This is a genomic window from Acidovorax sp. KPB24-03, from assembly GCF_057546605.1.
The window spans coordinates 1-16837 of the sequence record NZ_BAAJYR010000008.1; the positions used below are offsets into that span (position 1 = coordinate 1).

At 61.3% G+C, this 16837-nt stretch carries 13 protein-coding genes, 1 other RNA gene and 1 pseudogene; 7 read left to right on the plus strand and 8 right to left on the minus strand.

Annotation, left to right across the window (positions count from 1 at the left end; genetic code table 11):
• On the plus strand, window positions 1-841 hold an 841-nt coding region (locus AC27KI_RS02695; protein ID WP_487112495.1), incomplete at its 5' end, for a hypothetical protein.
• On the opposite strand, the gene AC27KI_RS02700 is transcribed toward AC27KI_RS02695, so the two are convergent.
• Both AC27KI_RS02700 and AC27KI_RS02705 read right to left on the minus strand, forming a co-directional pair.
• Complete coding sequence (locus AC27KI_RS02700) at window positions 831-1682, minus strand: hypothetical protein (protein ID WP_487112497.1); 852 nt, start codon at window positions 1680-1682, stop codon at window positions 831-833. The two genes, AC27KI_RS02695 and AC27KI_RS02700, sit on opposite strands and share 11 nt — an antisense overlap.
• A 695-nt stretch (window positions 1683-2377) precedes the next feature.
• Window positions 2378-3727: a MobA/MobL family protein gene (locus AC27KI_RS02705; protein ID WP_487112499.1), complete on the minus strand. Its 1350-nt coding sequence runs from the start codon at window positions 3725-3727 to the stop codon at window positions 2378-2380.
• 249 nt (window positions 3728-3976) lie between these two features.
• On the opposite strand from AC27KI_RS02705, the gene AC27KI_RS02710 reads away from it, so the two are divergent.
• Window positions 3977-4255 carry a hypothetical protein gene (locus AC27KI_RS02710; protein WP_487112501.1) on the plus strand — a complete coding sequence of 93 codons (279 nt, stop codon included), beginning with the start codon at window positions 3977-3979 and terminating at the stop codon, window positions 4253-4255.
• Here the strand turns inward: AC27KI_RS02710 and AC27KI_RS02715 are convergent.
• The 6 genes from AC27KI_RS02715 to ompA form a co-directional block, all read right to left on the minus strand.
• Window positions 4238-4624 (minus strand): hypothetical protein, encoded by a 387-nt coding sequence (locus AC27KI_RS02715; RefSeq protein WP_487112503.1) that lies wholly within the window; start codon window positions 4622-4624, stop codon window positions 4238-4240. The genes AC27KI_RS02710 and AC27KI_RS02715 overlap by 18 nt on opposite strands.
• Window positions 4625-4679: 55 nt before the next feature.
• Entirely contained in the window at window positions 4680-5978 is a 1299-nt protein-coding gene (locus tag AC27KI_RS02720) for a hypothetical protein (RefSeq protein ID WP_487112505.1), read from the minus strand.
• Between the two features lie 92 nt (window positions 5979-6070).
• Window positions 6071-6449, minus strand: a transfer-messenger RNA (tmRNA) gene (ssrA, locus tag AC27KI_RS02725).
• Window positions 6450-6461: 12 nt separating this feature from the next.
• Window positions 6462-7139 carry a phosphoglycolate phosphatase gene (gph, locus tag AC27KI_RS02730; protein ID WP_487112507.1) on the minus strand — a complete coding sequence of 226 codons (678 nt, stop codon included), beginning with the start codon at window positions 7137-7139 and terminating at the stop codon, window positions 6462-6464.
• Window positions 7136-7849 carry a bifunctional 2-polyprenyl-6-hydroxyphenol methylase/3-demethylubiquinol 3-O-methyltransferase UbiG gene (gene ubiG / locus AC27KI_RS02735; RefSeq protein ID WP_487112509.1) on the minus strand — a complete coding sequence of 238 codons (714 nt, stop codon included), beginning with the start codon at window positions 7847-7849 and terminating at the stop codon, window positions 7136-7138. Before ubiG ends, gph begins: the two co-directional genes overlap by 4 nt.
• Before the next feature lie 75 nt (window positions 7850-7924).
• Window positions 7925-8590, minus strand: coding sequence for an outer membrane protein OmpA (ompA, locus tag AC27KI_RS02740; RefSeq protein ID WP_272568896.1), 666 nt, complete (start codon window positions 8588-8590; stop codon window positions 7925-7927).
• Between the two features lie 224 nt (window positions 8591-8814).
• Between ompA and gyrA the strand changes: the two are divergent.
• The 5 genes and pseudogenes from gyrA (at window position 8815) to AC27KI_RS02765 (ending at window position 16719) form a co-directional block, all read left to right on the plus strand.
• Window positions 8815-11455 (plus strand): annotated as a pseudogene (gyrA, locus tag AC27KI_RS02745) (DNA gyrase subunit A).
• 101 nt (window positions 11456-11556) lie between these two features.
• On the plus strand, window positions 11557-12666 hold the full coding sequence (gene serC / locus AC27KI_RS02750; RefSeq protein WP_487112511.1) for a 3-phosphoserine/phosphohydroxythreonine transaminase: 1110 nt from the start codon (window positions 11557-11559) through the stop codon (window positions 12664-12666).
• A gap of 38 nt (window positions 12667-12704) precedes the next feature.
• Window positions 12705-13802: a prephenate dehydratase gene (gene pheA / locus AC27KI_RS02755; RefSeq protein WP_284428660.1), complete on the plus strand. Its 1098-nt coding sequence runs from the start codon at window positions 12705-12707 to the stop codon at window positions 13800-13802.
• A gap of 11 nt (window positions 13803-13813) precedes the next feature.
• On the plus strand, window positions 13814-14701 hold the full coding sequence (locus AC27KI_RS02760; protein WP_284415064.1) for a prephenate dehydrogenase: 888 nt from the start codon (window positions 13814-13816) through the stop codon (window positions 14699-14701).
• Entirely contained in the window at window positions 14701-16719 is a 2019-nt protein-coding gene (locus AC27KI_RS02765; RefSeq protein WP_487087410.1) for a bifunctional 3-phosphoshikimate 1-carboxyvinyltransferase/cytidylate kinase, read from the plus strand. Before AC27KI_RS02760 ends, AC27KI_RS02765 begins: the two co-directional genes overlap by 1 nt.
• Window positions 16720-16837 lie beyond the last annotated feature (118 nt).

A 16837-nucleotide genomic window follows, 5' to 3' on the forward strand; every position in this document is an offset into this window, starting at 1 on the left:
CGAGCGTCAAAGATACAAGGGGGCAAGATGCGTTCTATCTTCAAAAAAAATACGAGCGGCCCTTGCGGCTGGCGTTGCTCTCGCGCTGCTTACCTCTGGCGCACATGCCACCGACATTGCTGGCGTAAGGCTGGGAATGTCGGTAGCAGAGGCGAAAGCAGCGTTTGGCAGACCTGCACAGATGAAGGTCATACCGATCTACACCAACAAGGTTGAGAGCGGCCTTGCTGCGTGGCAAGGGGACCGGCTTTACGACAACTCGTGGAGTGGCCCACTCGATGAGTTCGCGGCGTTCAAGGGCCACGCCGACAGCATCTGGTTCGTGCAAAAAAATCAGCGCCTACCGAAGACCGCGCGATACACGCGCCAAGTCCTGCTGGAAGCCATCCGGAAAAAATTCGGCAAAGAGAGCTTCATCAAGGGTGAGATGGGCGACAAGCTCGGTGCCATAGTGGTTGGGTGGGAGTTTGACCAGGACGGAAAGCAGTTCTTCGGCCCGTACTCCGAAGGGGGACGGACCATTACGGGCGCTGCGATACCGGCAGCACCGTGCCGGATGTTCGACCTCGTGAGGATTGGGTCCAACCCCACAGGTGGGGACAACTTCCTCCCTGAACCCATGTCAATCATCCTGCCATCCGAGTTCAAGCGCTCGTGCAGCCGCGCGTACTACGCAGAATGGACTCACGATAGCGACGGGCTGGTGGAGGCAGTGGCCCTGAGAGCCATTGACTCTGCTGCAATCCTGCGAGCCATCGACGGCAAAAACGCGGGCAGCGAGGCCGATGCACGCAAACGGGTCCAAGACCAACAGAACAAGGGCGTGAAGCCTAGCTTGTGACGGACGTTGTGAACTGGTCGAAGTAGTCGTCCGGCCAATCCCAGAAGGACGGCGGGGCACTGTTCGGCGTGCGCCGGTCACGCGCCCTCGCCTCTCGGCATAGGCCTGCCACCATTTGCAGCACCTTCGCTGCGTCGCCGTCTCTCGCTGCGCGCAGAATCATGGCCAAGCCTGAGCGCGGGGAGTCGGGTCGTGTTGCGGTCAGGTGGTCGCGCATCGGATACGTAATGCGCACCGGCTCGGGCGCGTCAGCGGAGAGGCTTTCCCTCTCCTCCCGCCGCTCCTCATCCTCCCAAGCTGTGCATGTCGAAATGCCCAATTTCTTGGCAATATCGCCAGCGTGGAACCGGCTACGACCTTGCAGCGCTTCGATGGCGCGCAGCCATTCGGCGGATGCCTTGGCATCGCCTCGGGCAGCGCGGTCCAGCAACTGCCCCAGCAACAGCTCCTTTTTGCGCGCTCTCTTAGTGTCGTGGTTGGACATTTCGTGAGCCAATTCCTGTTTGGCGAGGTAGTCCGCCATGGCGTTCAGTTTCAGGTCAAAGCCGTGGTCATTGCACTTGCCGCCCACCTGCGCCACGGCCTTTTCCCACTCGGCGCGGGCAAGCGCTTCGAACGCGGTCAAATCTGCCCCTAGAAGGTGGGTTAGAAGGACGTGGAAGTGCCCATGGATACCATGGACACCTACCGGCGCTTCCAAGCTTTTCAGCTTGCCCATGCAGCCGATTGCCTTGTAGCGCCTGGACATGTTCTTGTCGAAGAGCTTGAAGGCAGCGTGCAGGAGGTCGATGGAGTCTTTCCAGTTGCCGTCGTAGCTGTGGGCCATGGTGAAGGTCATCATCGCTGCCCCCAGGCCATGGGCTTCCAATGCCGGAATTAAGGCAGCACGAATCCACGAACGGGCCTGTGAGACTCTGGCGCGGGCGCACTGGTCACAGGTCCAGACGTTGCCGCATTTAAAGTGGCCATGGAGCTTCGTACCGTCTGGGCCAACCTCAATTTCCGCGTGAGTGGCGTCGAATCCGAAGGCGCGCCAACGACCGCACCCGACAACCGATGAACCCCTGAGATTTTCACCGTTGCGGTGGTAGTAGCCTGCCGCTAGCCGCGACGCGGTTGAAACGCGGATGTACGACCTATTAGGGCTCGATTTTGATGGTGTTTTTTGGTCAAGCGACATCGCCGGCTTTCGCGCCGACTTGTTTACTTGACAATGAACGATGAATTAGTATCATGGACTTGTTCCCTGTACTGCATTTCCCGGCAAAAAGAAGATGCAGTAAAAAAGGCCCGCCCCGTGCGGGCCTTTTTTCTTTGTCCAATCAACTTATCAATTGAGAGGGTGCGAGGTCAAGTGATGACGGGGGAACTGCACTCCTGATATCGTTTTGAAGCAATGTGTCGGAGTATTCCTATTCTTCCCAAGGTCGGCAGTCTGATATCAATTTTGCTTTGTGGCCCTCATCCATTTTTATCCAGAAAAATAGATGAGGTCGCCCCCGCGAGGCGACGGCGATAAATAAAGAATGATATCAATCACCACTCCCACGGTTCGGGAATCTTTGGCGTTTGGTGCAGCGTCAAAGTGAAAGGGCCATTCCAAGTGCTGGACGGGGTTGCGCTGTGGTCTTCTGGTCCGGGCACCGGATTGGGACGGGGAGCATCGGGCAATGTCGCCTCGTGCGCCTTGACCCGCTCGCGGTGCTCGGGCCATTGCTTCCACTCGTCGTATTTGCGCTTGCGCTCCGGGTCATTGATGTACGCAGTCAAGACCGCATCGTTCTTCCTGCACCGCTCAATGGCCGCTCGAGCTTTGGCTACCTTATCCTCGTAAATCGCCAGAGTGTCCCGGACGCCCAAGGCACGAGCCAGCTTGGACACGATGGAGACCAGTGTACCGGGTGGGTCGGCTTCCAGTGCCTGGAGATGCTCCTTCCATTTCTTCGCCACTTCACGCCCCTCTTTTCGCTTGGCGTGGGTCCGACTCACCTCACGGAAGGCCTGACGAAGGTCAAGGGAATTCGTGAGCTGCAATTTCCGCTGTCGGGCGTCCTCGCCCAATGGGCTTGTGCTGGGAACAGGTGGCAGACGTGAGGGACGCTCTTGGGGCACTTCCGCTTTGACAATCTGGTGCTCTTGGGTTGCCGCGCTTGCGGCGACCTGCAACGCTGCCTCCACTTGCGCGGCCGTTTCTTTCGACTCTTCCATGATGCGTTTGAGCAGGGGGCGCGCCTCCACAATCGCCAGGTTTTCCGCTTCCATAGCCTCGCGCAGTTCGCGGGGGGCGTTGACCGGAATATGAGCCGTGGGAATGTGTCCTTCGACCACCTCTGCAAACTTTCCTGCGTACACATACCAGTCGGCGCCGTTGGCCTTGGCGTGCTCGTTCATGATGCGGCAAACCTCCTCCCGCATGTTCTTCACTTCACCGGTCTTCATGTCGTCCAGGATGCGGGTCTTCTTGCCGAAGGTCATTTGCGAATCCACCTCTCTGGTGGTGAACAAAATATGGACATGGTCGTTTTGCCCATTGGCCGGGCGATGGATGGAAGCCATCACCGCAACCCCGTAGCGGGCCACCAGCATTTCGGACAAGCCACGCACGCAAAGTCGGCGCTGCTCGTCCGTCCAGTCGTGCGCGAGAGGCACCATCAACTCGCGGGCGATAGCCGAGTTCTTTCGAGTCTCTGCCCGCTCGGCTTTGTTCCATAAGGTGCCGATATCATCCAAACCCATTTCAAGACCGGCAACACCGAACAGTTCGGTGCAGACGTGAACAGTCTTAGGGCGGTAGTCGTGCACCTCGCCTAGCTGCTCCTCGCTCAGCCGAGTGCAGGAGCGGTACGCAGCCGCCTCGACGGCGTTACGGCCTTTGGAGCGCTGCAAGACTTGCAGCGAGGGGGTAAACCAAGTGGCGAGGCTAGGCACAGCACCCCCCGGGGCGATTGCGAAGCAACGGGGTCCAGGGGCGCAGCCCATGGCGAACGCAAACTCGCAGAGTTTGCATAAGTGAGCCCTTGCAGGGGGCTACCTGGGGGCTGGGACTGATTAACGCGCTCGGGATATTCACCCTATTAAATTAGCACAATCAAAAAGAAAGTGGTAATTTGGTAGGATGAAAAGGAGATTTATAGCATGACCAGTATAACCGCCATGAAAAAGCGATTGAGCCAACTTGATGCGGAGAAGGCTGCAATCCTCGCAAAGGTATCCACCACCGCCAGAAAAAATTCAGACGCTAGAAAATACGCTTTGGGAGGCGCCCTACTTAAGCTGGCGGCTAATGACCCTCAGGCCCACAGCATTCTCAAAAAGGCTTGGGCGACCGCCAAAGGCGACAAGCCCCGCGCCTTCGAAGATGCTCAAATACCGGAGCTTGTGAGTATTACCCAGCCGCTAAACAAGACCGTCTAACGAGAAGACCTCAAACGGCTCATTAGCAGCAACCTTGCGAATTCTCTTTCGCGAAGAAGTGCTCGGAGATACGTAGGTAAAAAAATCGACGCCGGGATAATTCAGACGGTCAATTACCCGCTTCATACTCCTGACCGAAAAAGCCCCGGTGTAGGTATCCGTGTGAACATCGAACTGTCCACGGCCTGCCGTCATGGCGTGGGCTACGGAGTGACCAGCAAGGCGCCGAAGAATCAGGGCCTCGGGGATGCGCTCTTTGATGGCCGTTTCTTCCAATACGCCAGAGGCATCCAAGATAGCTTGGGCCAGCGAACTGATGAACCGATGGCGGAACGAGTGAAACACCACATTCGGGTCTTCAATCTTCAAATAGTCCCGCAGGTATTTTGTGTTGAACCACTGGCTTGCAGCCTTCCCGTAACCGTCAGCCTTGGCCCGGTTTAGGTCGAAAAAGGTTGACCGTTCCGTCCTTCGCTGCCGCCTTTTTGTTTTGACAATAGTCGATGAACCCCAAGTCGATGAGTTTTTGATGCACCGGAATGATGCGGCGGCTCTCTTCGTTCTTGACGCTTTGGCCGTCGTCTTCCGCTGCCGTGATGTTCAGGAACCATAGCCCTTCATCGTCCTGCCGGACATCATCGGTGGTCAGTTGCGAGAGCTCATTAACGCGCGCTCCGGTGAACGCTGCCAAGTGGATGACCCAATACTGATAGGAGCGGTTGTAAGCCCCATCCCGATAGTAGTCTGACCCAAAGATTTGCTGCATTTCCTTCTGGGTGAAGGCGCGTCGGGATGCACCCTTGCGGGCCTGGGTTGTCTTCACCTTGAATCCCTCTAACAGGGTTGGATTGACGGCGTACTGCCGTTTGCAAAACTCCAGAAAGTTGGCCGCAACGGTTAGGTAGCCATCCAAGGTGTTCTGCGTGATGGTTTGGGCTTGCTGTCCATTCGCCCGGAAAAGCGACTTGGAACGCACCCGCTGGATGAGCGCATCGAAGGGAAGTCCCCCGGCCCCTGGCAGCTTGTCGATGTTCTTAGGGTAGTACGCCAAGTCCTTGCGGTACTGCTCCAAGTCCAGCGGCGTAAGGGTGCCAACATGGCGGGCGCTGAAACGGTCGATGAACGGCTTCAATCGAGTGTGAATCTGCGGCACCTTCTTGACGCCGATTTCCTTCTCGGTGGCCCGGTCTTCCTCGTACTTCAAATACTCTTTGACCAGTCGGCCAACGGTCTTTGCTGCTACGGGAGATAGGCGCCCGGGCTCGTTGATGGCTGGGGCATGGTCTGGCGTGGTCAGTTGGTCGGAAGGCCGCTCCCAAACCGCAATGGTCGAAGGCGCAATCCTGGCGGCGCCTCGGGTCACGTTCTCGATGAGCGCATCCATGTTGCCCACATCCTGTGGGCCAAGGTCGGTCAGTTCAATGTCGAACCCCTGCCCCTTTATCTTCACCCCAAAGGGCATGGGCGGTACTGTCGGTTTTTTCATGCGCGCTTGAAGGTAAGCAACCGCGCTAGCGCGCGTAACTGTTGCATTCTCCATCAAGAAGGCGTCGAAAAGAACGCGCAAATAGCGCGCCGCCGCCTTAGCGGGGCGCGGGTCTTTGGTACCGGTAGAGAGCTTGAAGTCCCTGCCATCGGCAGGTGCTCTTTGAGGCGCAGGTATGACGAACCGCGCGAAATAGACGCCGTTGCGGGACTTTTGAAGGTACGACGAGGACAGCATTCAAGGACTCCGAGTGTGCCCCTTTGTGTCTCCCCGCAGTGGTTGTGTAACCGTACCCTAAAAAATCCTTTAAAAACAACGAGTTATAAAATTGGTGGAGCTGGCGGGAATTGAACCCGCGTCCGCAAGCCTTCTTCGGGCAGATCTACATGTTTAGCGGTCTGTTTTGATTCTCATGGCCCACGTCGCGCAGTCGCACGCTACGTGGGACACCAGTACCCTTGGATCTCGCTCCATGCCAAGGTACCCGGCACGGAACCAGCCAGCGTGAATAACCTTGCAGCCGGGAGGTCTTGCGACCCCCTTGCCCAGCCCGCTAGCATGCTGTTGCAAGGCTCACCGGTGTTTAAGCGGCGAGTGCGAAACGTTCGTCGTTTGCAGTTAGTTTTTTGAATGCAGATTTACGAGCGCCACTCAAGCTCGACATGCACCACACCGATTCCGAACCCACGTCGAAACCAGGGCAGCCCCAAGCCTCGTATTTTAAGGCGCAGAGATCAATTGCAAGACCTCGAGCGGAGATTTAATTGCGGCCTGTGCGCCCCACTCGTGCACAGCGGTTTGCGTGCCGAGGTAGCCGTACAACGCAGCCACGGTGCGCATGCCGGCCGCGAGGCCCGCGACGATATCGCGCTCATCGTCGCCGACGTAGATGCAATGCGCTGGTTCGATATCCAGGCGTCTGGCCGCTTCGAGCAGGGGCTCGGGGTGCGGCTTGCTGTGTGCGGTGGTGTCGCCACTGATCACCGCACCGGCGCTACTGAACAGTGGCGTGGCAGCCACCAGCACATCCGTGAACCTTGCCGCCTTGTTGGTGACGATGCCCCAAGGCATGCCACGCCGGGTCAACTCGGCGATCATTGACTCCACACCATCGAACACTTTCGTGCGCTGCTGAATGCAGGCCTCGTAGTTGACGAAGAACTCTTCTCGCAACGCCGGAAAGTCGGGATGGGCCGTATCCATGTCGAATGCTACGGACAGCATGCCCCTGGCTCCAGCCCCTGCCATGGGCCGATACCGATCGGCAGGCAGAGACGGCAAGCCACGATCCGTTCGCAATTTGTCGGCGGCAGCACCCAGGTCGGGAGCACTATCGATCAATGTGCCGTCGAGATCGAACAAGACGGCACGAACATGGGTAAAGATAGGTGAACTCATACGGCGGCGCGGCGTGCAGCGAGCATGTAGTTGACCGAGGTGGCGGCACTCAGCCAATAGCGTTTGGTCAGCGGGTTGTACTCCAGTCCCCGGCTGTGAACGATATCGAGGCCCGCCAGCCGACTGGCGGACGCCAATTCGCTGGGCTTGATGAATTTCGCATACTCGTGCGTGCCTTTGGGCAGCATGCCCAAAATGTATTCGGCGCCGACGACTGCCAGCATGAACGCCTTGGCATTGCGATTGATGGTGGAAAAAAAGACCCAGCCACCCGGCTTGACCAGACGCGCGCACGCTTGAATCACGGAGGCGGGGTCCGGCACGTGCTCCAGCATTTCCATGCATGTGACAGTATCGAACGTGCCAGGTACTTCCGCGGCCAAGTCCTCCACGCTGACTTCACGGTACTGCACATGGGGTGTCCCGGTTTCCAAGGCATGCAGTTGCGCGATTCGCAATGATTTGCTGGCCAGATCAATGCCTGTTACCTGCGCGCCTTTTCTGGCCATCGAATCCGTGAGGATGCCGCCACCACATCCCACATCCAGCACCTGCTGCCCTTCTAAAGGCGATATGCCATTGATCCATTCCAGGCGCAGCGGATTAATCTGGTGCAATGGACGAAATTCACTTTCCGGATCCCACCAGCGGTGGGCGAGTGCGGAAAATTTGGCCAGCTCTGCTGGATCGGCATTAATGTGATCGCTCATGTGGGTAGGTGCTTCAAAAGGATGGCCCATAAAAAAAGCCCCGTTTCCGGGGCTTTTTCATGACTGATTCGGAAATCAGTTAGAAGCGCGGGTACCGACCACTTCGATTTCCACGCGACGGTTCTTCGCACGGCCTTCCTTGGTCTTGTTGTCGGCGACGGGTTGCTTCTCGCCCTTGCCTTCAGTGTAAACGCGGTTCTTTTCGATGCCCTTGGACACCAGATAAGCCTTCACAGCTTCAGCGCGGCGAACCGACAGCTTCTGGTTGTAGGCATCCGTACCGACGGAGTCGGTATGACCCACGGCGATGATGACTTCCAGGTTCACGCTCTTGACCTTGGAAACCAGGTCATCCAGCTTGGCCTTGCCTTCTGGCTTGAGCACGGACTTGTCAAAGTCGAAGAACGCATCGGCAGCGTACGTCACCTTGCTGGCCACTGCGGGAGCAGGAGGCGCTGCAGGGGCAGGCGTTGCAGCAGGTGCGGGAGCAGCAGCGGCAGGGGTAGAAGCAGGAGCCTGAGCAACCAGAGCACCATCACAACCGACAGCAGCGGTAGCAGGGGTCCAGTTGGCATCGCGCCAGCACAGTTCGTTCGTGCCGTTCTTCCACACCAGTTCGCCGGTACCGTTCTGCCAGTTGTCAACAACCTTGCCGCCGTCGGCTGCTTTGACTTGAGCGCCAGCCGAGGTAGCAAGCACAGCAGAGGCCAACAACATCGCCACTTTGTTCAGTTTCTTCATGGTTCTCCTCTTGGGGAAAAAGCCGCAGCCGCGCTGCGAATATGGACGTCATCAGTGACCATCACTAAAAACGTTGAAATGATTGTGCCATACGTAACAACGCAAAGTGGTTGCAGACGGGGCGCGCACGGTAGGACAAAAGCGCTTTACCCCTGATGTGTTGCGCACTTGCGACAAGACGTTCCGCCTAGAATGGCCCTCCTCCGCCGTCCACGCAGTTCTCCATGACACAGTTCGCCAAAGAAACCCTGCCCATCAGCCTTGAAGAGGAAATGCGGCGAAGTTATCTCGATTACGCCATGAGCGTAATTGTGGGTCGCGCGCTGCCCGATGCGCGCGACGGCCTCAAGCCGGTGCACCGGCGCGTGCTGTTTGCCATGCACGAACTCAACAACGACTGGAACCGGCCTTATAAGAAGTCCGCCCGTATCGTGGGCGACGTGATCGGTAAATACCACCCGCACGGCGATCAATCGGTGTACGACACGATTGTGCGCATGGCGCAAGACTTCTCCATGCGCCATCTGCTCGTCGATGGCCAGGGCAACTTCGGCTCGGTGGACGGCGACAACGCGGCCGCGATGCGTTACACCGAAATCCGCTTGGCGAAGATCGCCCATGAAATGCTGGCGGACATCGACAAGGAAACCGTCGACTTCGGCCCCAACTACGACGGCAGCGAAAGAGAACCGCTGGTGCTTCCCAGCAAGCTGCCCAACCTGCTGGTCAATGGCTCCGGCGGGATCGCCGTGGGCATGGCCACCAACATCCCGCCCCATAACCTCAATGAAGTGGTGGATGGCTGCCTGCACCTGCTGCACCATCCCGACGCGTCCATCGACGATCTGATGGAGATCATTCCCGCTCCTGACTTCCCCACGGCCGGCATCATCTACGGCATCAACGGGGTGAAGGACGGCTACCGCACGGGCCGCGGCAAGGTGGTCATGCGTGCGCGCTGCCACTTCGAAGACATCGACCGCGGCCAGCGCCAGGCCATCATCGTGGACGAGCTGCCCTACCAGGTCAACAAAAAGACGCTGCAGGAGCGGATGGCCGAGCTGGTGCACGAAAAGAAGATCGAAGGCATCAGCCACATCCAGGACGAATCCGACAAGTCGGGCATGCGCCTAGTGGTCGAACTCAAGCGCGGCGAAGTGCCCGAGGTGGTCCTGAACAACCTTTACAAGCAAACGCAGCTGCAGGACACGTTCGGCATGAACATGGTGGCCCTGGTGAACGGGCAGCCGCGGCTTTGCAACCTGAAGGAACTGGTCAGCGTCTTCCTGCAGCACCGCCGCGAAGTGGTGACGCGCCGCACGGTCTTCGAACTGCGCAAGGCACGCGAACGCGGCCACGTGCTGGAAGGTCTGGCGGTGGCGCTGGCCAACATCGACGACTTCATCCGGATCATTCGCGAATCGCCGACGCCCCCCCGTGGCCAAGGCGGAACTGATGACCCGCTCGTGGGACAGCAAACTGGTGCGCGAGATGCTCACGCGCACCCGGGCCGACGGTGGCACCGTGAATGCGGACGACTACCGGCCGGAAGGGCTGGAGCGTGAATACGGAATGGGCCAGGACGGCCTGTACCGGCTGTCCGACACCCAGGCGCAGGAAATCCTGCAGATGCGCCTGCAGCGCCTGACCGGCCTGGAGCAGGACAAGATCGTTTCCGAATACCGGGACGTGATGGCGGTGATCGAAGACCTGCTGGACATCCTGGCCAAGCCAGAACGCGTCTCCGTCATCATTGGCGAAGAGCTGACGTCCATCAAGCAGGAGTTCGGACAGCACAAGCTCGGGGCGCGGCGCAGCGTGGTCGAATACAGCGCGCAGGACCTGTCGACCGAAGATCTGATCACGCCCACCGACATGGTGGTCACGCTCAGCCACACGGGGTACATCAAGAGCCAGCCGCTGTCCGAATACCGGGCGCAAAAGCGCGGCGGCCGCGGCAAGCAGGCGACGGCCACCAAGGAAGACGACTGGATCGACCAGCTCTTCATCGCCAACACGCACGACTACATCCTGTGCTTTTCCAACCGTGGTCGACTCTACTGGCTCAAGGTGTGGGAGGTTCCGGCAGGCTCGCGCGGCTCGCGCGGCCGCCCGATCGTCAACATGTTCCCGCTGCAAGAAGGCGAAAAGATCAATGTGGTTCTGCCGCTGACCGGCGACATGCGGACGTTCCCGGCCGATCGCTACGTGTTCATGGCCACGAGCATGGGCACCGTGAAGAAGACGGCGCTCGATGAATTCAGCAACCCCCGCAAGGGCGGCATCATCGCCGTCAACCTGGACGATGGCGACTACCTGATCGGCGCGGCGCTCACCGACGGTGCGCACGACGTCATGCTGTTCAGCGATGGCGGCAAGGCGGTGCGCTTCGACGAAAACGACGTGCGCCCCCTGGGCCGCCAGGCACGTGGCGTGCGCGGCATGATGCTGGAAGACGGGCAGAGCGTGATCGCCATGCTGGTGGCCGAAGACGAGACCCAGAGCGTGCTCACTGCCACCGCGAACGGCTACGGCAAGCGCACCAGCATCGTCGAATACACGCGCCATGGCCGGGGCACCAAGGGAATGATCGCGATCCAGCAGAGCGAGCGCAACGGCAAGGTCGTGGCGGCCACGCTGGTCCACGCCGATGACGAGATCATGCTGATCACCGACAAGGGTGTGCTGGTTCGCACCCGCGTGTCGGAGATCCGCGAGCTGGGCCGCGCCACCCAAGGCGTGACGCTGATCGCGCTGGACGAAGGCTCGCAGTTGAGCGGCCTGCAACGCATCGTGGAAAACGATGCCAATGTGCCAGACATCGACGCCGATGAAGAAGGTGGCACGCCGCCCGCAGAAGCCTGATCCCTGCCCCATGCAAAGCGCTCCGATGGGCGCTTTGCTATCACAACCATAGCAATCAGCCCTAGATAAATATGCGCTGAGGCCTTATTTCACTTGAAACCATGAATCGCCCGTACAACTTCTCCGCCGGCCCGGCCGCCATTCCCGCCGAAGTCCTGCAGCAAGCGGCTGCCGAAATGCTGGACTGGCACGGAAGCGGCATGGGCGTCATGGAGATGAGCCACCGCGGCAAGGAGTTCTTGTCGATCTACGAACAGGCCGAAGCCGACCTTCGTGAGCTGCTGGCGGTGCCTTCGCAGTTCAAAATCCTGTTCATGCAGGGGGGCGGTCTGGCTGAGAACGCCATCGTGCCGCTGAACCTCTCGCGCGCAGCGACGGTGGACATGGTCGTCACCGGCAGCTGGAGCCAGAAGTCGGTGAAGGAGGCCCGCAAATATGCGGCGGAAGTGCACGTGGCCGCATCGGGCGAGACCAGCCACTTCACCACGCTTCCCGAGCCAGCCAGCTGGCAGCTGAGCCGCGGCGCGAGCTACCTGCACCTGTGCAGCAACGAGACCATCCACGGCATTGAATTCCACGAACTGCCCGACCTGAAGGCGCTGGGCAGCGATGCGCCCCTGGTCATCGATTTTTCTTCCCATGTGGCATCGCGCGCCGTCGACTGGTCGCGCGTGGGCCTGGCGTTCGGTGGAGCGCAGAAGAACCTGGGCCCTGCCGGCCTCACGCTGGTGGTGGTGCGGGAGGATCTGCTGGGGCACGCCCTGCCCGCCTGCCCCAGCGCCTTCGACTACAAGATCGTGGCGGACAACCAGTCCATGTTCAACACCCCGCCCACCTGGGGCATCTACGTGGCCGGCCTGACCTTCCAGTGGCTCAAGCGCCAGCGCGAGGGCGAACTGAGCGGCATCGCGGCGCTGGAGCATCGGAACATCGCAAAGGCCCGGCTGCTGTACGAGACCATCGACCAGTCGCAGTTCTATGTGAACAAGGTGTCGGAGAACGCCCGGTCCCGCATGAACATTCCGTTCTTCCTGCGCGACGAATCTCGCAACGATGCCTTCCTGGCAGGCGCCAAGGAACGCGGGCTGCTGCAGCTCAAGGGGCACAAATCGGTGGGCGGCATGCGTGCCAGCCTGTACAACGCCATGCCCCTGTCGGGCGTCGAGGCCCTGGTGGCCTACATGCGAGAATTTGAACGCAAGCACGCCTGAAGCCCTGACAGTCCAGAGAAAACGCCCCCACACCTTTCATGACCATCCCGCAAGCCTCTCCGGACCTCGCCAGCCTGCGCGTCCAAATCGACAACATCGACCAGCAGCTGCTCACGCTGCTGAACCAGCGCGCCCTGGTCGCCGAACGGGTGGGCGAGATCAAGAAGCGCGAAGGCACGCCCTTCTTCCGCCCCGACCGGGTGGCCCAGGTCATCGAGAAGATCCAGACCGCCAATCCCGGCCCATTGAAGGGGCCGCATGTCGCGGCCATCTGGCGCGAGATCATGTCCGCCTGCCTGGCACTCGAGTCACCGCAGCGGGTGGCCGTGCTCGGCCCGGCCGGCACCTTCTGTGAGCAGGCGGCCGTGGAGTTCTTCGGTGGCGCGGCCGACCTCATGTACTGCGCCAATTTTGACGAAGTGTTCCACGCCACGGCGGCAGGCAGCGCGCAATACGGTGTGGTCGGCGTGGAAAATTCGGTCGAGGGCGTGGTGACCCGATCGCTCGATCTGTTCCTGCACACGCCTTGCCACGTGGTCGGCGAAGTGAGCCTGCTCGTGCGCCACAACCTGATGCGGCAGTCCGACTCGCTCGAAGGCATCGAGGCGGTGCTGGCACACCCGCAGGCGCTGGCGCAATGCCAGGGATGGCTTTCCAAGCACCTGCCCCACGCAGAGCGCCGCCCGGTATCCAGCAATGCGGAAGGGGCCCGACTGGCCGCGACCAATCCGGCGTGGGCGGGCATTGCGAGCGAACGGGCCGCCACGCAATTCGGCCTGCATCTGGTCGCGCATGCCATTCAGGACGATGCCTACAACCGCACCCGGTTCGCCATCATCTGCCTGCCGCACACGCTGCAGACGCCGCCACCGTCGGGCAAGGACTGCACCAGCCTGGTCATCTCGGTGCCCAACCGGCCCGGCGCGGTCCACGACCTGCTGGTGCCGCTCAAGACACACGGGGTGTCGATGACCCGGTTCGAATCCCGCCCCGCCCGCACAGGCCAGTGGGAGTATTACTTCTACATCGACCTCGACGGCCACCCGTCCCTGCCCCATGTGGCACGGGCCCTCGAAGAACTGCGTGCGCTGTGTGCGTTCTACAAGGTGCTGGGCACCTACCCGGTCGCGCCATGAGCGGGCCCGCCATGTTTGAACAGCTGGGGTTGATCGGCTGCGGCCTGATGGGAGGGTCGTTCGCTCTGGCCATGAAGAAGGCCGGCCTCGTCAAGCGCGTGGTCGGGTACAGCAAGTCGCCGTCCACCACCGACCGCGCCCGCCAGATGGGCGTGATCGATGTCGAGGCACCGTCCGCGTTGCTCGCCGTGGCGGGCGCCGACATCGTGCTCGTGGCCGTCCCCGTGGCCGCGACCGAGGCCACGCTCAAGGCCATCAAGCACCTCGTCACACCGCAGATGCTGATCATGGACGTGGGCTCGACCAAGGCCGACGTGGTGCAGGCCGCACGCCGCGCCCTCCGCGACCAGGTGGGATCCTTCGTTCCGGCCCACCCGATCACCGGGCGCGAGGTGTCCGGCGTGGAATATGCGGAAGCCGAGCTGTACAGCGGGCGCCAGGTCATCCTCACGCCGACCGAGCGCACCTTGACCGCCCATCTGCAAAAGGCCGAAGAAGTGTGGCGCACGCTGGGCTGCCGGGTGCAAAGCATGTCGCCCGAATCGCACGACGCTGCCTTTGCGTCCGTCAGCCACCTGCCTCATTTGCTGGCCTTCGCCATGATGAACAGCATCACGGCGCAAGACCATGGCGATATGTTCCTGTCCCTGGCAGGCCCGGGCTTTCGCGATTTCACCCGCATCGCGGCCAGCGACCCCAAGGTCTGGCGAGACATTCTGTTGTCCAACCGCGAAGAGCTTCTGGCACAGTCGCGGCTTTTCCAGCAGGCATTGCAGCAGTTGGAGCAGACCATGCAGCAGGGCAATCCCCAGGCGCTTGAAGACCTGATCACCTTGGCCAGCGAAACCCGCGCGCACTGGCGCATGGGCGCCCAACGCACCCCCACCCCCAATTCCTGATGTTCAGCACCGAGTTTCTCGACCTCCCGCCGCTGTCCACGGCGGGCGGCGCCATACAGCTTCCAGGCTCCAAGAGCATCTCCAACCGTGTTTTGCTGCTGGCGGCACTGAGCGAAGGCACCACCGAAATCCACGACCTGCTGGCATCCGATGACACCCGGGTCATGCTCGATGCACTGCGGCAACTGGGTTGCACGGTGGACGAGCAAGGCGCCAGCGTGCGCATCACCGGGCTGGGCACCCAACCCGCGAACGCGCCGGCCGCCCTTTTCCTGGGCAATGCCGGCACGGCGATGCGCCCGCTGACGGCCGCGCTGGCGCTGCTGGGTGGCGAATTCGAATTGTCCGGCGTGCCGCGCATGCACGAGCGGCCCATCGGCGACCTGGTGGATGCGCTGCGCCAGCTCGGTTGCCGCATCGACTACCTGGGCAACGAAGGGTTTCCACCCCTTCGCATTGCACACGCCCAAGGCGTGCCGCCGCTATCGCTGTCCAGGCCCATTTCCGTGCGCGGTGACGTGTCGAGCCAGTTCCTCACCGCCCTGCTGATGGCGCTTCCACTGGTCGCGGTCGAGCAAGACGTGGTGATCGAGGTGGTGGGCGAGCTGATCTCGCGGCCCTACATCCACATCACGCTGCAGTTGCTGGCGCGGTTCGGCATCGATGTACAGCATGACCGGTGGCAGCGGTTCACCATCCCGGCCCGCAGCCGATACCGTTCGCCCGGGAGCATCCACGTCGAGGCCGACGCGTCTTCGGCCAGCTATTTCATTGCGCTGGGCGCCATCGCCGGCGTTGCCGAGCAGGACGACGGCGTGCAGATCCTGGGCGTGGGGCAAGACTCCATCCAGGGGGATATCCGCTTCATCGAGGCCGCGCAGGCCATGGGCGCACAGGTCACGGGCGGGCCCAACTGGCTGAAGATCCGCCGCGGCGCATGGCCGCTCAAGGCCATCGATCTGGACTGCAACCACATTCCCGACGCCGCCATGACGCTGGCCGTCATGGCCCTCTATGCCGAAGGCACGACCACGCTGCGCAACATCGCCAGCTGGCGCGTCAAGGAAACCGACCGCCTGACCGCCATGGCGACCGAGCTGCGCAAACTCGGCGCCACGGTAGAGGAAGGCGCGGACTTCCTGCGCGTCACGCCCCCGGCTGCGCCTGCCGGCTGGCGGGCCGCCAGCATCCACACCTACGACGACCACCGCGTGGCCATGTGCTTTTCGCTGGCGGCTTTCAATCCGGCGGCGCTGCCCGTTCGCATCCAAGACCCCAAGTGCGTGGCCAAGACGTTTCCGGATTATTTCGAGGCACTGTTTTCCGTCACGCACACCCCCACGGAACGCATTCCGGTGATCTGCATCGACGGCCCCACCGCATCCGGCAAGGGCACCGTGGCCGCCGCCGTGGCGCAGCGACTGGGGTACCGGTTTCTGGACTCGGGCGCCATGTACCGCATCGCGGCGTTGGCAGCCTTGCGGGCGGGCCTGCAGATCGATGCGGCGCACGAGCCGCGCATCGCGACGCTCGCACGCGGGCTGCCCGTGCGATTCGAAGGCGGGCGGATCTGGCTCGGCGCCGATGATGTGACCGATACCATCCGCACCGAAGAAGCGGGAATGAATGCGTCGCGCGTCTCCGCACTGCCCGCCGTGCGGGAGGCCCTGGTGGCCCTGCAGCACAGCTTCCGGCGGCTTCCGGGACTCGTGGCGGACGGGCGCGACATGGGCACCGTGATCTTTCCCCAGGCCGCCTTGAAGGTCTACTTGACCGCCAGCGCGGCATGCAGGGCCGAACGCCGGCATAAACAGTTGATTTCAAAGGGGATTTCGGCTAGCATCGCAGACCTTCGCGCCGATTTGGAGGCGCGCGACGCCCGGGACAGTTCCCGCAGCGTTGCGCCCTTGAAGCCGGCGCAGGATGCCCTGGTTCTGGACAACTCCTCGCTCACGGTCGATGCGGCTGTCGAGCAGGTACTTGCCTGGTGGCAGGAACGACAGCCCTTCGCCACCTAGGCACGGGGTTGCAAGCCGAGGCTCACGCCCCGGACAGGCCCGCCCGGCCCCACAGGCACCCAGTGCCCAGACCGTGCGGTTCTCCAACCTAACCGCGGTTTTGCCGCAAAAAACCTCC